This is a genomic window from Crossiella sp. NPDC003009, assembly GCF_053591555.1.
This window is the reverse complement of record NZ_JBSFUA010000087.1, coordinates 1-14,107: the sequence shown is the minus strand read 5'-3', so window position 1 is coordinate 14,107 and position 14,107 is coordinate 1. Positions and strand designations below refer to the sequence as shown.

14 protein-coding genes are annotated in these 14,107 nt (G+C 72.0%); 6 read left to right on the top strand and 8 right to left on the bottom strand.

Features of this window, described 5'->3' with window-relative positions:
• Positions 1-42: 42 nt before the first annotated feature.
• Together ACWDY5_RS40795 and ACWDY5_RS40790 are read right to left on the bottom strand one after the other, a co-directional pair.
• Positions 43-873: a tRNA (adenine-N1)-methyltransferase gene (locus ACWDY5_RS40795; RefSeq protein WP_449727481.1), complete on the bottom strand. Its 831-nt coding sequence runs from the start codon at positions 871-873 to the stop codon at positions 43-45.
• Positions 874-931: 58 nt separating this feature from the next.
• Positions 932-2,071: a site-2 protease family protein gene (locus ACWDY5_RS40790; RefSeq protein WP_449727480.1), complete on the bottom strand. Its 1,140-nt coding sequence runs from the start codon at positions 2,069-2,071 to the stop codon at positions 932-934.
• 77 nt (positions 2,072-2,148) lie between these two features.
• Between ACWDY5_RS40790 and ACWDY5_RS40785 the strand changes: the two genes are divergently transcribed.
• Both ACWDY5_RS40785 and ACWDY5_RS40780 read left to right on the top strand, forming a co-directional pair.
• Positions 2,149-3,102, top strand: a complete 954-nt coding sequence (locus ACWDY5_RS40785) for a RecB family exonuclease (protein ID WP_449727479.1) — start codon at positions 2,149-2,151, stop codon at positions 3,100-3,102.
• Positions 3,103-3,145: 43 nt separating this feature from the next.
• Positions 3,146-4,075 (top strand): N-acetylmuramoyl-L-alanine amidase, encoded by a 930-nt coding sequence (locus ACWDY5_RS40780; RefSeq protein WP_449727478.1) that lies wholly within the window; start codon positions 3,146-3,148, stop codon positions 4,073-4,075.
• Positions 4,076-4,124: 49 nt separating this feature from the next.
• On the opposite strand, the gene hisG is transcribed toward ACWDY5_RS40780, so the two are convergent.
• The 4 genes from hisG to ACWDY5_RS40760 all read right to left on the bottom strand — a co-directional run bounded on the left by hisG (position 4,125) and on the right by ACWDY5_RS40760 (position 7,809).
• On the bottom strand, positions 4,125-4,970 hold the full coding sequence (gene hisG, locus ACWDY5_RS40775; protein ID WP_449727477.1) for an ATP phosphoribosyltransferase: 846 nt from the start codon (positions 4,968-4,970) through the stop codon (positions 4,125-4,127).
• Between the two features lie 26 nt (positions 4,971-4,996).
• The gene (locus tag ACWDY5_RS40770; RefSeq protein ID WP_252486831.1) at positions 4,997-5,260 is read right to left on the bottom strand and encodes a phosphoribosyl-ATP diphosphatase; all 264 of its coding nucleotides are present in this window, start codon (positions 5,258-5,260) and stop codon (positions 4,997-4,999) included.
• Positions 5,261-5,326: 66 nt separating this feature from the next.
• Positions 5,327-7,081, bottom strand: a complete 1,755-nt coding sequence (locus tag ACWDY5_RS40765; RefSeq protein ID WP_449727476.1) for a hydroxysqualene dehydroxylase — start codon at positions 7,079-7,081, stop codon at positions 5,327-5,329.
• Positions 7,082-7,152: 71 nt separating this feature from the next.
• Positions 7,153-7,809, bottom strand: coding sequence for a TetR/AcrR family transcriptional regulator (locus ACWDY5_RS40760; RefSeq protein WP_252486833.1), 657 nt, complete (start codon positions 7,807-7,809; stop codon positions 7,153-7,155).
• A 47-nt stretch (positions 7,810-7,856) separates the two neighbouring features.
• Between ACWDY5_RS40760 and ACWDY5_RS40755 the strand changes: the two genes are divergently transcribed.
• Both ACWDY5_RS40755 and ACWDY5_RS40750 read left to right on the top strand, forming a co-directional pair.
• Complete coding sequence (locus ACWDY5_RS40755) at positions 7,857-9,023, top strand: APC family permease (protein WP_449727475.1); 1,167 nt, start codon at positions 7,857-7,859, stop codon at positions 9,021-9,023.
• Positions 9,013-9,549 (top strand): hypothetical protein, encoded by a 537-nt coding sequence (locus ACWDY5_RS40750; RefSeq protein WP_449727474.1) that lies wholly within the window; start codon positions 9,013-9,015, stop codon positions 9,547-9,549. Before ACWDY5_RS40755 ends, ACWDY5_RS40750 begins: the two co-directional genes overlap by 11 nt.
• A gap of 31 nt (positions 9,550-9,580) precedes the next feature.
• Here ACWDY5_RS40750 and ACWDY5_RS40745 read toward each other — a convergent pair whose 3' ends face one another.
• Both ACWDY5_RS40745 and ACWDY5_RS40740 read right to left on the bottom strand, forming a co-directional pair.
• Positions 9,581-10,705: an MFS transporter gene (locus ACWDY5_RS40745; protein ID WP_449727473.1), complete on the bottom strand. Its 1,125-nt coding sequence runs from the start codon at positions 10,703-10,705 to the stop codon at positions 9,581-9,583.
• A 58-nt stretch (positions 10,706-10,763) separates the two neighbouring features.
• Positions 10,764-11,495, bottom strand: coding sequence for a DeoR/GlpR family DNA-binding transcription regulator (locus ACWDY5_RS40740; protein ID WP_449727482.1), 732 nt, complete (start codon positions 11,493-11,495; stop codon positions 10,764-10,766).
• Between the two features lie 149 nt (positions 11,496-11,644).
• Between ACWDY5_RS40740 and ACWDY5_RS40735 the strand changes: the two genes are divergently transcribed.
• Positions 11,645-12,361, top strand: coding sequence for a sugar isomerase domain-containing protein (locus tag ACWDY5_RS40735; RefSeq protein ID WP_449727472.1), 717 nt, complete (start codon positions 11,645-11,647; stop codon positions 12,359-12,361).
• 97 nt (positions 12,362-12,458) lie between these two features.
• Positions 12,459-14,072: a penicillin-binding transpeptidase domain-containing protein gene (locus tag ACWDY5_RS40730; protein WP_449727471.1), complete on the top strand. Its 1,614-nt coding sequence runs from the start codon at positions 12,459-12,461 to the stop codon at positions 14,070-14,072.
• Positions 14,073-14,107: the final 35 nt, after the last annotated feature.

The following is a 14,107-nucleotide window of genomic DNA, read 5'->3' as shown; positions in this document are numbered from 1 at the left end:
AGCAAGGCAACGGCAAAAGCTCAACCCTTTCGCGAGCCCCGGTTACCCCTTGCTCGACCGGCGTTGCGGCTTCGGTGTGATCACGCCGTCGGCCAGCTTCCGGGCCGTCAGCAGGAAGGCCGTGTGGCCCACCATCCGGTGTTCCGGGCGGACCGCCAGGCCCACCACGTGCCATGGCCGCATCAGGGTCTCGAAGGCCTGGGGCTCGGTCCACATCTCCTGTTCCCGCAACGCTTCCGTCACCTTGGACAGCTGCGTCGTGGTGGCCACGTAGACGACCAGCACGCCGCCGGGGATCAGTTTGCTGGCGATGGTGGGCAGGACGTCCCACGGGGCCAGCATGTCCAGGATTACCCGGTCCACCTCGCCGCCGTCGTACTCGCTGACGTCGCCCAGGGTGAGGGTCCAGTTGGGCGGGACCTCGCCGAAGAAGCGGGTGACGTTGCGTTCGGCGTGTTCGCGGTGGTCCTCGCGGATCTCCCAGGAGGTGACGCTGCCCTTCTCGCCTACCGCGCGGAGCAGGGAGCAGGTGAGGGCGCCGCTGCCGGCGCCTGCTTCCAGGACCCGGGCGCCGGGGAAGATGTCGCCCCACATCAGGATCTGGGCGGCGTCCTTGGGGTAGATGACCTGGGCGCCCCTTGGCATGGACAGCACGTAGTCCGAGAGCAGGGGGCGCAGGGCGAGGAAGGTGGTGCCGCCGACGGAGTTGACCACCGAACCCTCGGGCTGGCCGATCAGGGCGTCGTGCGGGATGGCGCCGCGGTGGGTGTGGTACTCCTTGCCCTCTTCCAGGACAACGGTGTACTTGCGGCCCTTCGGGTCGGTGAGTTGCACCCGGTCGCCGGGCTGGAACGGGCCGCTGGTGGAACTCACCGGGTGTTACCTCCGCACTACTGGCGCGACGTGCGCCTACTCAAGCTGGCGCACGATCCTAGCCCCGGCGTCGGCGCAGGGCGTCCCGCAGGTCCTCGCGGTGCAATACCCCGGCCGGGCGGCCGTCCTCGTCGACGACCAGGAACTGCCACGCCGCGGTGCCGCGCACCCGGTCGATGACCTCCTCGCCGGGTTCGGAGTCCAGGATGACCGTCTCGGCGTTGATCGGCTCGGCGGCCCGCTCTGCCGGGGCCAGGGGGCTGGTCGCGGCCAGGCGGGCGGCCATGGCGGCATCCAGCAGGCCCGCGGCCACGCCGTCGGCGCGGACCAGGACCACGCCCCGGCCGGCGGAGGCGTCCAGGGCGTCGGCGACCGGGCTTTCCGCTGGCAGTTGCAGGATGGGGCGGACCAGGGCGGCCAGGGTCAGGCCCTCCGGCCAGGTGCGCTGCTGCTCGTTGGCCATCTCCGCGCCGGCGCCGATCACCACGAACCAGGCCATCAGCACGCACACCGCCAGCCGCAGCCACCGGTCAGGGGTGTTCGCGGCCAGGCCCATCACCGCCCACCAGACCATCGCCGCGGCCACCACGCCCGCGCCGACCACGGCGACCCTGGTGCCGGTCATCCGCTTGCCGGTGGCCGCCCACACCAGGGCGCGCAGCACCCGGCCGCCGTCCAAGGGCAGGCCGGGCAGCAGGTTGACCACGGCGACCGCGGCGTTGGCCACCGCGACCTGGAGCACCAGCAGCCACAGCACGCCGCCGTCGCTGACGAGCAGCAGGGCCAGCCCGGCCAGCGCGGCCAGGCCGACCGACACCGCGGGTCCCGCGGCGGCGACCCAGCCCTCCTGGCCCGGTTTGGTCGGGGTGCGGACCAGCTCGGCCGCGCCGCCCAGCAGTTGCAGCCGGACCCGGCGCACCGGCAGGCCCAGGCGCAGCGCCACCACGCAGTGACCCAGCTCGTGCAGCAGCACCGACACCGCCAGCAGCACCGCGAACGCGGCGGCCAGCAGCACCGAGGTGACCAGGCCGGTGCCGGGCACCAGCATCTCCACCAGCGGCGTGTACAGCACCACGATCGCCACCGCCAGCAGCCACCAGGAGTGGGCCAGCAGCACCGGCACGCCGCCGACCCTGCCCAGCAGCAGGCCACCGTCACGCAGGCGCGGACGGCCGCCTCGGCCGTGGATGGTCGTCACGACCGGTGAGCCTAGGTCTTGGGGTGTGGTGTCGCCGTGACGGCGCTCCGCACGCACCGCTGTCAGGGGTCTGGCTTATGGTGCAGAGCGTGACCGATACCGCGCGGGATGCGACGCCCTCGACCGAGCCCGCCCTCGGCGAGGCGCAGGTGCCGGTGCCGGTGCCGGTGCCGGTGCCGAGACAGGCCACGCGCAGGCTCGCGCTGTCCCCGTCCAGGGCCGGTGACTTCAAGCAGTGTCCGCTGCTCTACCGCTTCCGCGCGGTGGACCGGTTGCCGGAGAAGGCCACCAAGGCCCAGGTGCGCGGCACGCTGGTGCACGCGGTGCTGGAGGAGCTGTTCGCCAAGCCGGCCGCCGAGCGGGTGCCGGCCACCGCGCACGCGCTGATCGAACCGGCCTGGCAGCGGTTGCAGCAGGAGCGGCCCGAGCTGGCCGAGGAGCTGTTCACCGGCGCGGACGACCCGGAGCAGGAGCCCTGGCTGAACTCCGCGCGCGGCCTTCTCGACGCCTACTTCGGGCTGGAGGACCCGCGCCGTCTGCAGCCGGAGGCCTGTGAGCTGCTGGTGGAGACCGAGCTGGACAACGGGGTCCTGCTGCGCGGCTACATCGACCGCCTGGACGTGGCCCCCACCGGCGAGATCCGGGTGGTCGACTACAAGACCGGCGCGGCGCCGCGGGAGATCGGCGAGGCCAAGGCGCTGTTCCAGATGAAGTTCTACGCGCTCGCGCTGTGGAAGCTGCGTGGCGTGGTGCCCAGGCAGCTCCAGCTGATGTACCTGGCCAACCGGGAGACGCTGAAGTACACCCCGGACGAGGCCGAGCTGCGCCGCTTCGAGCGCCTGGTCTCCGCGATCTGGCAGGCGATCCTGACCGCGGGCCGCACCGGCGACTTCCGGCCCAGCCGCAGCCGGTTGTGCGACTACTGCAACCACAAGGCGCTGTGCCCGGAGTTCGGCGGCACCCCGCCCGCCTACCCCGGCTGGCCGGAGCCCGCCGCGGAAGCCGAGACCGTGCTGGACCGGACGGACTGATCCGCCAACTGCCCCATTGGGCACGCATTCGCCTATTTGCCCAATGTTCCGCGCAATTCGCGCGCACCCCCTAGATCGTTTCGCTATAACGGAGCCATCGGTTCGCCGGTATCCGTTTCCCGGCGTAATTCGATCATTGCCAGGGGGAAACATGGGGATTCCATCTCCGCATCACAGCGGGCGCGGGGGCGCTCGGGTCCGGCTCGTCGTGGTGCACACCGCGGAGGGCGCCCGCACGGTCGAGTCACTCGGCCGGTTCTTTCAGGGCAAGACGCAGGCGTCCAGCCATGTCGGCATCGACGACCGGCGGATCGAGCAGTACGTCGGCTACGACCGGGCAGCGTGGACACTGCGCTCCGGGAATCCGATCAGTGACAACGCCGAGCTGTGCGGATTCGCCAAGTGGAGCAGGGCGGAATGGCTCCAGCACCCACGGATGCTGGAACTCACCGCGCAGTGGATCGGCGAACGCTGCCGCGCGCGGGGCATCCCGCTGCGCAAGCTCACCCCGGCCCAGGTAGCGGCCGGCGAGTCCGGGGTCATCGGGCACCACGACTGGACGGTGGGCAAGAAAGAGGGCTCCCACTGGGATCCCGGACCACATTTTCCCTGGGACCTGGTGATGGCCAAAGCCGGTGGTTCCAGCTCACACGGGGGTGTTTTCATGGCTCTGTCCGATCACGACCAGGCCGTCGTGCTGGAGGCCGCGAACGCGGTCCTGCTCGGCGAGGCGGGCAAGCGCAACACGGGCCGCACCGCGGCGATGCTGCACGACGTCAAGGGCGCGGTGGAGGAGCTGCTCGCACTGCTCCGTCCCGGCGTCGAGGGCGTCCGGCACGCGGGGCCGCTGGCCCAGCTGATCAGCAAGGCCGCCGAGAACGAAGGGCTGCCCGAGGTGGGCGAGCTCTCCGACGCCGACCTGGAGCTGCTGGCCAAGGCCGCCTCAGCCGAGCTGAGCCGCCGCAAGGGCTGACCGAACGACGACGGCGCCCCGGTGATGAGCCGGGGCGCCGTCGGCCTGTTCAGAGCCGGCAGGAGCGGATGTCCGAGGTCAGCACCGCCTTGGCGCCCAGCGCGGACAGCCGGTCCATGATCAGGTTCGCTTCCTTGCGCGGCACCATCGCCCGCACCGCCACCCACTGCGGATCGGCCAGCGGAGCCACCGTCGGCGACTCCAGACCCGGGGTCAGGTTCACCGCGTCGTCCAGCAGTGTGCGCGGGCAGTCGTAGTCCAGCATCAGGTACTGCTGGGCGAAGACCACGCCCTGGATCCGGGCCGCCAACTGCGCCTTCTCCGGCGTCTCGGCCGCGCCCGCGCGCTCCACCAGGATCGCCTCGGACACGCAGATCGGGTCGCCGAAGGCCACCAGGCCGTGCTGGCGCAGGGTGCGGCCGGATCCGACCACGTCGGCCACCGCGTCGGCCACGCCGAGCTGGATGGAGATCTCCACCGCGCCGTCCAGGCGGATCACCTCGGCGCTGACCCCGTGCTCGGCCAGGCTCGCCCTGACCAGCCTCGGGTAGGCCGTGGCCACCCGCTTGCCGTCGAGGTCCTTCACCGTCCACTCCCGGCCCGCGGTGCCCGCGTAGCGGAAGGTGGAGCCGCCGAAGCCCAGCGCGAGCCGTTCGCTGACCGGCGCGCCGGAGTCCAGCGCGAGGTCCCGGCCGGTGATCCCCATGTCCAGCTCGCCGGAGCCGACGTAGATGGCGATGTCCTTGGGGCGCAGGAAGAAGAACTCGACGTCGTTGACCGGGTCGAGCACGGTCAGGTCGCGCTGCTCATGTCGGCCCCGGTAACCCGCCTCGGCAAGCATCTCGCTGGCGAAACCGGACAGCGTGCCCTTGTTGGGCACCGCGACACGCAACATGGCGTCCTACTCCGTGTTAGTGGTGGTCAGAGATACCGGTAGACGTCGTCCAGGGTGAGTCCCCGGCCGATCATGAGCACCTGGAGGCGGTAGAGCAGCTGGGAGATCTCCTCGGCGAGCTCCTCATCGGACTCGTGTTCGGCGGCCAGCCACACCTCCCCGGCCTCTTCGAGCACCTTCTTGCCCTGGGCGTGCACCCCGGCGTCCAGCGCCGCGACGGTGCCCGAGCCCTCTGGCCGGGTCTTCGCCCGCTCGGTGAGCTCGGCGAACAGCTGGTCGAACGTCTTCACGGCACTGAATCCTTCCATCCCCGCCCGCCTGGCACGATCGCTGGGGGCCGGGGTGTGACCAGCGGCTCAGCCCTGGTCGAACAGGTTGGGCAGGCCGGCGCGGAAACGCCGGGTGTCCTCCTCCTGAAGTCCGCTCAGCTCGGGCGCGCGGAACAGGGTGAACAGCCGGGCCCGCGGCGCGCTGGACCCGGCCGCGTCCAGCACCGCGTTCGCGGCCAGCCGCCCGGCCTCGTTGGCCCCTTCCATGGTGGCCAGGTTGACGTTGTTGCGCACGAAGTCCGCGGCCAGGAACAGGTTCGGGATCCTCGTGGCCGCGTCCGGGCGGCGGGCCCAGGAGTCCACCGGGTTGATCAGCAGCGGCTCGTCGCTGCGTGCCCCGCCCGGCGCGCCCAGCTCGGTGATCGCCGGGTCCAGGAACCAGGAGTGCACGTCGGCCGGGCGCAACAGGTTCTCCCCGGTGTCCTCCAGGCTCGCCTCCAGCTGGGCGATGACCTCGTCGTGCAGCTGCTGGCGGGTGCAGAAGCGGGCCGGTTTGTGGTGCACGATGCCGGGTGCGTCCCAGTTGGAGATGATCGTGGACAGGCAGTCCCGGACACTGCCGTCGCCGTAGCGGGTGAGGTCGCCGCCGCGCCAGAACTGGGCCTGGCTGATCGAGGTGAGCGCCCACGGCGTGTCCACGTAGCTGACGTGCCCGTGCACCAGCGGCAGCTTGCGCCGCAGGTAGAACATCACCCCGTTCATCCACTCGGTGCGCAGCTCGCCGACCAGCCGCAGCCGGGGGTCGGCGGCCAGCACGTCGGGTCCCCACAGCGGCAGCGCCCGCTCCACCGGTACCGCGCTGACGTAGTGGTCCGCGCTCACCTGGGTGCGGCCGGCCGCGGTGCGCACGGTGACCCCGGTGATCCGGCCGCCCGCACAGTGCAGGCGCTCGGCGGTGCCGGTCTCGAAGCGCACGCCGAGGGAGCGCAGGTGGGTGATCCACGGGTCGATCCAGGCCTCGTTGGTGGGCGCGTTGAGCACCCGGTCCACCGCGCCGTCGTTGCCGCGACCCAGCGCGGTGTTGAGGAAGGCCTCCAGGATCAGGCCGACGGTGTGCGAGCTGGCCTCCTCCGCGCGCATCGCGACCAGCAGCCTGGTCAGGCCAATGCCGAAGATTTGCCCGTACTCCGCCGAACGCGAGCGCGCGCCCAGGAAGTCCCACCACGGGGTGTGTTCCCACTGGCCGAGGCGCCGCTCGTCACCGCTGGTCAGGTAGACGACCAGGCGGTTGGCGAAGTGCGCGGTCTCCCAGGGCGGCAGCCGCAGGGCGGTGTCCAGCAGCGCGATCAGCGCGGGCAGCAGCACCACCGGATCGAGGCTGGGGAAGGGCAGCTTCAGCGGCACGAACAGGTCGAACCGGCCGCCGGTGCGGGCCAGCCGGAACATCGAGCCGTCCACCAGGTTGTCGTGCACGCCATTGCGGTTGCCGGGGAACGGGATCCGGCGCAGCGTGTCCGGCAGGTTGCGGTAGAAGCCGGGGAAGAACCGGAAACCGTGCTCGCCGGGCAGGTCAGGACGACCGCCCTGACCGGTGCCGGGCACCGGGATGCTGCGCGCCTTGCCGCCGAGCTCCTTGCGTTCCAGCACGGTGACCGCGAACCCGCGCTCGGCCAGCTCGTGCGCGGCGGTCAGCCCGCCGATGCCGCCGCCCAGCACGAGCACCGACCCGGCACTCGCCCTGGGCGATCGCCCTGCCGCTTGTCCCGCGCCCAGGCCGAGCGCGGCCGCGCCGCCCAGTGCCACACCGCCGGCGAGCAAGCTCCGCCGTGACAGACCGCCCATGATCACACCCCTGGCCAAAACCCTAGGCAAAGGCGGGGATGAGCGGACAGTGCCCGATCGGCTGGACCTGATCAGGCGTGTTCGGCTTGCCCGTCGCGGTCCGTGTCCTCCGGCTGGTCCAGTCCGGGCACGACCGCCGCGAACAGCCCAAGACCCAACCCGTACGGGTCGTCCATGCCGACCGCGCGCAGGGTGTCGGAGGGCAGCGCGAGCAGCGAGATGGCCACGCCGAGCAGGTAGGCGTCCAGCAGCCCGGCGTCCTTGGTGGTGGTGCCCAGCCCGGCGGCCCGGTGCACCTCGGCGATGGCCGCGGCGTTGGCGTGCACCATCTCACCAAGCGCGGCGCGCACCTCGGGACGGCGCACGCCTTCGAGGTACAGCTCGAACATGGCCAGGATCTGGGTGCGGTCGCCCTGCAGGGCCCGGTGCAGCAGCGCCGGGTACAGCTCGCTGACCTGGCTGGGCGTCACGCCGGCCGGGGTGGTCTCGCGTAGCCGCTGCACCGCCTCGCCGTGCTCGTCGGCCATCCGGCGGGCCGCGGCGGCCAGCAGCGCGTCCCGGGTCGGGAAGTAGTTCTTGGTGGTGCCCAGCGGCACCTCGGCGGCACGGTCGACCGCGCGGTGGGTCAGCCCTCGGCCGCCCTCGCGCGCGAGCACCTCGATCGCCGTGTCAGCGAGCAGCTCACGACGCGTCGACCTGCGCTTTTCATCTCCCCGACCAGTGTTCACAACACGTTAATGGTAACCCTCGGGGCGGGAGGGTGGATCATGCACCCGTGAGCGCTCCTCTGGCGCGGCGGCTGGGCGCCGCCGACGCGGTGACCGTCGGACTGGCCGCGATGGTCGGCGCGGGGGTGTTCAGCGTGCTCGGCCCGGCCGCGGCGGCCGCGGGCGCGGGGCTGCTGCCCGCGCTGGCGCTGGCCGCGCTGATCGCCTACTGCAACGCCACCTCCACCCTGCGCCTGGCGCTGCGCTACCCGACCTCCGGCGGGGCCTACGTCTTCGGCCGCGAGCGGCTCGGTCCGCTGTGGGGCAACCTGGCGGGCTGGTGCTTCCTGCTCGGCAAGACCGCCAGCTGCGCGGCCATGGCGCTGACCGTCGGGCAGTACCTGTGGCCGTCCTACGCGCGGCCGGTGGCGGTGGCCGCGGTGCTCGGGCTGACCGCGCTGAACTACTTCGGCGTGCAGCGCGGCGCGCGGCTGGCCAGGGTGGTCGTCACGATCGTGCTGGTCTCCCTGGTGGGGCTGGCGGTGCTGGCGCTGACCACCGGGTCGCCGCAGGCCGACCGGCTGGTCCCGCACTCCCCGACCGGCGTGCTGACCGCGGCCGCGCTGCTGTTCTTCGCCTTCGCCGGGTACGCCCGGATCGCCACCCTCGGCGAGGAGGTCACCGACCCGCGCCGCACCCTCACCCGCGCGGTCCCGCTCGCCCTCGGCATCGCGCTGGCGGTCTACGCGCTGCTCGCGGTGGCCGCGCTGGCCACCGTCGGCGCGGCCGGGCTGGCCGCCTCCCCCGCGCCGCTGCGCACGGTGCTGGAAGCCACGCCGCTGCGGGACCACGGCTGGCTGATCGCGATCCTCGGCGCGGTGGCCGCACTCGGCTCGCTGCTGGCGCTGGTCCTCGGCGTGTCCAGGACCGCGCTGGCGATGGCCCGGGACGGGAACCTGCCACGCTGGCTGGCCGCGGTGCACCCGAAGCACCGGGTCCCGCACCACGCCGAACTGGTGGTCGGGGTGGTCGCGGCGAGCGCGGCGGCGGCGCTGGAGTTGCGGCAGGCCATCGGGCTGTCCTCCTTCGGCGTGCTGCTCTACTACGCGGTGGCCAACGCCGCGGCCTGGACCCTGGAACCGGAGTTCCGGCCGCCCCGGTGGATCCCGATTGCCGGAGTTGTCGGTTGTGTCCTGCTCGCCGGTGTGCTGATCTGGGGCGGTGGTGCGTGGTGAACGGCTGCTGGTCCTGTCAGCGCTGACGATGGTGGCCCTGTTGGTCACCGGGCTGCTGGCGTTGATCGCCGCCCCGCACCTGCGGCCGCAGCTCAGCTACGCCGAGGGCACGGTGCCCGCCGAGGAGGCCACCTACACCTGCCAGGCCGCCATGGGCCTGGACGGGGTGCTGCCCTGTCCGAGGGAACGGGACTACCGCTGGCGGCTGGCCGCGCACAGCGGCGTCAGCACCACCTGGACCACCAGCCGCAGCGACACCGACCACCTGGGCGGGGTGCTGGTCAGGGACCGCGCCGAGTGCCCGGACAGCGAGATCGGCTGGACGCTGAGCGCCAACGGCCGGGCCAGCTCCGGTGTGCTGTCCGGGACCGACCGGGCGGTCGTGGTGAACCTGGACCTCGCGGAGAGCCAGGACCGGATCACGCTGGCCCTGCGCCGCCTGGACGCCGCCCCGTGCGCGAGCAGCCTCGAATGGCGCCAGGCCGCCCCCGAAGCTCCCTGGCTGGGCTTCCTCTGGTCCTGGTGACCGGGTGGGGCGCGGCGGCGCCCCACCCGGATCAGGAGCTGCTTTCCTTGCCCCGCAAGGTGAACCGGGCGCCGACCAGCACGCCGACGCACAGCAGTGGCAGCACGAACAGCGCCACCGGCAGGGTGAAGGCCTGGGCCAGCCCGCCGATCATCGGCGGGCCCAGCAGGAAGCCGGGCCAGGCCGCCGCGGACACCGCCGCGATCGCCTGTGCGGCATGGCGTCCTGGCAGCGCGGCCGCGCTGCTGAAGACCACCGGCACCGCGCAGGCCACGCCGAGTCCCAGGGTGGCGAAGCCCAGCAGCGCCGCCCACGGGTGCCCGATGAGCAGGGCCGCGGTGAAGACCACCACCGCGACCGCGGCCAGCGTGCCGACCACCGCGCGGCCGCCGAAGCGGACCACCCAGCGGTCGCCCATGGCCCGGCCCAGGAACATGCTCAGCGCGAAGGCGCTGAAGGCGAACCCGGCGAAGGCGGGCGAGGTGCCCAGGTTCTCCTTCATGTACAGCGCCGACCATTCCGCCGCCGCGCCCTCGCAGAGCACCGCGGCCAGCATCAGCGCGCCGAGGGCGAGCAGCTTGCCGTCCTTGAACGGGAAGGACACCCCGCCCTTCTCCTTGCGCTCGTGCTTGGCCGAGCGGTCCCCGGTCAGCGCCAGCTTCACGGTGGCCGGGACGAAGATCAGCACGAGCACGCCCACCAGCAGCATCTGCGTGGTCAGCGGCAGGCCGACGGAGATGGCCAGGCCGCCGAGCGCGCCACCGGTGGCCGCGCCCAGGCTCCAGCAGGCGTGGAAGCTGGACATCACCGAGCGGCCGTACTCCCGCTCCACCAGCACCGCCTGCGCGTTCATCGCCACGTCCAGCGAACCCTGGAACGCCCCCCACACCGCCAGCGCCAGGAACAGCGTGAACAGGGAGTCGGCCAGGCCCAGCAGGCCGGCGGAGAGGCCGTAGCCGATCGCGGTGATCACCATGACCCGGCGGCTGCCCAGCCAGGACACCAGCGCCCCGGTGCACAGGATGGCCAGCAGCGCGCCGACCGGGCCGCCCAGCAGCGCGATGCCGAGCTGGCCGTCGCTGAGCGCGAGCTTGGCCTTCACCAGCGGGATGTACGGTGTCCAGGTCGCGAACAGGGTCGCGTGCAGGGCGAACACCCCCGACAGCACGAGTCGGGCGGCCCGTGCGGATCGCGCAGGAGCGACCACGCCGGTTTCAGACACAATGCACCTCCACTCCAGCTTTGCGTAGTTGGTCCAGTTCGTCTTCCGGAGCAGCCGAGTCGGTCACCAGCACGTGCAGCGCATCCAGCTCGCACACCCTGGCGAAGGCCCTTCTGCCCAGCTTGGAGGCGTCCACCGCGGCCACCACCCGCGCCGAGGCGCGCACCGCGGCCCGCTTGACCTGGGACTCGGCCAGGTCGTACGCGGTCACCCCGTCCTTGCCGCTGACCCCGCAGCAGCCCAGCACCAGGGTGTCGAAGCGCATCCGGTCCAGCGCGTACTCCGTCAGCGGCCCGATGAAGGCCTGCTCGGGTTTGCGCACGTCGCCGCCGGGCAGCACCTGGTGCACGTGCTCGGCCTGCTCGAAGGCCGCGGCGATGTGCAGCGACAGCGGCAGCACGGTCAGGCGGCGGCCGGTGGCGGCCCTGGCCGCCTCCAGCGCGGTGGTGCCGCTGTCGAAGACCACGCTCTCGCCGTCGTCGAGCAGCCCGGCCACGGCCAGCCCGATCCGGCGCTTGGCGTCCACGTGCTGGCGGCTGCGCACCGCGAACGGGGTCTCCTCACCGGCCAGCATGCTCACCGCGGCCCCGCGCACCCGGCGGAGCAGGCCGTCCCGCTCCAGCGCGTCGAGATCGCGGCGAATGGTCATCTCCGAACACTGGGTGAGCTCGGCCAGGTCCGTTACCGTTATCCGGGAGCGCTCCCGGAGAGCGGTCAGGATCATCTCGTGCCGTTGCACACTTTCCACCTGTTCATACGAACACATCCACTGTTCGCCACGCAACCGGTTTCAGGAAGAACATGGGATGAACGGATCTTGACACGGACGGCAGAGTGGTATGGACCACTTTCGCCGGACCCGGACGGAGCCCCATGGGATACGCAGCCACCGTGCACGAGCACCTCCAGCGAGTGGAGGAGGCCAACGCCGAGGCGGTAAAGCAGGTTGTCGGCCTGCTGCTGGAGGTGGTCCGCGCCGACGGCCTGATCCACACCGCGGGGGCCGGGCACTCGCTGGCCGCGGTGGCCGAGACCTTCTACCGCGCGGGCGGCCTGGCCAACGTGCGCCCGATCTACCACCCGGAGCTGCTGCCGATGCACGGCGCCAGGGCCAGCACCACGGCCGAGCGCCGCTCCGGCCTGGCCGCCGAGACCCTGGGCGAGCAGCCCTTCGGCCCGGACGACCTGCTGATCGTCTTCTCCACCTCCGGCGTCAACCCCTACCCCGTGGAGCTGGCCAAGGCCGCGGTCGCCGCGGGCCGCCCGGTGGTCGCGGTGACCTCCCGCGAGGCCAGCGCCGCCGCCCCGAGCCGTTCCGGCACCACCCTGGCCGCGGAGTCCACGGTGGTCCTGGACAACCTGGTCCGGGTCGGCGACGCCAGCTACCCCGCCGACTCCCCCGCCACCGCCCCGCTGTCCTCGCTGGCCAACGGCTTCCTGTGGAACCTGTTGCTGGTCGGCCTGCACGACGCGGCGACCAAGGCCGACATCCAGCTGCCGCTGTGGCGCAGCGCGAACATGGTCGGCGGCGACGAGGCGAACAAGGGCCTGATGACCCGCTACCAGCCGCTGATCCCGGTGCTCGAATGACCCGAAGTAGAACTACCTATTGAGCAGCCGCTCAAGTACTGGCTAGTGTCCCCGGGTGCGGGTGGTAGGAGCCCGCACCGGATTTGGGGGGATTCACTTGGTCAGCAAGCGTGCGCGCACCTGGGTGTTAACCGGCGGGGCGGTGGTTGCCGCGGTCGCCGCCGCGGCCGGGGTGCTGGTGCTGTGGGGGCCGGGCGAGGCGGAGGAGAAGCCCGGCTCGTCCACCGCGAGCCGGTCCCCGGTGTCGGCGACGGAGGCGGCGAACGGCTTCCTCTCCGCCTTCGCCAACAACGACATCAGCAGCTCAGCCGCCCTGACCGACGACCGGGGCGCGGCCGAACCGGCCCTGAAGTCCCTGCGCAACCCCGCCCCGGAGAGCCGCCCCAGCAAGATCCTGGCCAAGCCGAAGGCCCCGCCTCAGCCCAAGCCGGAGGACACCGAGCTCACGGTGCCCTTCACCGCCCGCTGGGAGTTCGAGGGCGGCCGGGTGTGGCAGTACGAACACGAGCTGAAGCTGCGCAAGGAGAACAACCGCTGGGCCGTGCGCTGGACCCCGGAGGCCCTGCACCCCCAGCTGACCGCGGGCCGGACCCTGGCGCTGACCACGGCCAGCGGTGACGGCGAGCTCCTGGGCGGCGACGGCAAACCGGTGGCCGACAACGACCTGTCCCCGTCGGTGCTGCCCGCCGTGCGCCGCGCGCTGGCCGGCGACCTCAAGGGCGAGACGAGCTGGCAGCTCCTCGTCAAGGAGCCGGACGGCAAACAGGCCGCGGTACTGGCCGAGCACAAGGGCAAGGCGGCCAAGAACGTCGGCATCACCCTGCTCCCCCAGGTGCAGGCGGCCGCGCAGAAGGCGGTCAACGGCGAAAAACGCCCCGCGATGATCGTCGCCATGCGCAACACCGGCGAACTACTGGCCATCGCCCAGAACACGGCCGCCGACACCAAAGGCGTCCCAGCCCTGAGCGGCCTGTACGCCCCCGGCTCCACCTTCAAGATCGCCACCGCCGCCGCGGTCCTGCAAGCGGGCAAAGCCGACCCGGGCACCGTCCTGCCCTGCCCCAGCGAAGAAACCATCAAACAACGCCGAGTCCGCAACGACGAGAAGTTCGACCTGGGCGAGGTCCCCCTCCGCACGGCCTTCGCCCGCTCCTGCAACACCACCTTCGCCAACCTCGCCGCCGACCTCCCCACCACCGCCCTTCCCGAGGCCGCCCGCCAACTCGGCATCGGCGCGGACTTCGACGTCCCCGGCATCAAGACCAACACCGGCAACGTCCCCACTCCCGCAGCAGGTGCCGCCCAGGTGGAAGCCAGCTTCGGGCAGGGGACCGTGCAGACCAGCCCGTTCGGTCTGGCTTTGGTGTGCGCCACCATCGCCAACAACGGCAAACCCCCCGTGCCAAGCCTGGTCCGCGGACAGCAGACCGCGGTGAACAAGGCGGCCACGCCACTGCCGTCCGGGGTGGCGGGGCAGTTGAAGGGGATGATGCGGGAGGTGGTCACCACTGGGACCGCGAAGGGGCTGAGCGGATTTGGTGCGGTGCACGGGAAGACGGGCACGGCACAGTTCGGGGACGGCACGCAGTCACACGGCTGGTTCGCTGGGTTTCGCGGCAACGTGGCCTTCGCGGTGCTGATCGAGGACGCGGGCAGTTCCAAGGCCGCGGTGGGGATGACGGGTGAGTTCCTGAAGGGCTTCAAGGGTTAACCGGGGCTCGCGAGGGTTGAGCTTCTGCCTTTGCC

Excerpts from the sequence above, each read along its gene's own strand:
- ACWDY5_RS40785 (WP_449727479.1), top strand. The coding sequence starts at position 2,149 with ATGGTGCAGAGCGTGACCGATACCGCGCGGGATGCGACGCCCTCGACC.
- ACWDY5_RS40780 (WP_449727478.1), top strand. The coding sequence starts at position 3,146 with ATGTTCCGCGCAATTCGCGCGCACCCCCTAGATCGTTTCGCTATAACG.
- hisG (WP_449727477.1), bottom strand. The coding sequence starts at position 4,970 with ATGTTGCGTGTCGCGGTGCCCAACAAGGGCACGCTGTCCGGTTTCGCC.
- ACWDY5_RS40765 (WP_449727476.1), bottom strand. The coding sequence starts at position 7,081 with ATGGGCGGTCTGTCACGGCGGAGCTTGCTCGCCGGCGGTGTGGCACTG.
- ACWDY5_RS40740 (WP_449727482.1), bottom strand. The coding sequence starts at position 11,495 with ATGATCCTGACCGCTCTCCGGGAGCGCTCCCGGATAACGGTAACGGAC.
- ACWDY5_RS40735 (WP_449727472.1), top strand. The coding sequence starts at position 11,645 with ATGGGATACGCAGCCACCGTGCACGAGCACCTCCAGCGAGTGGAGGAG.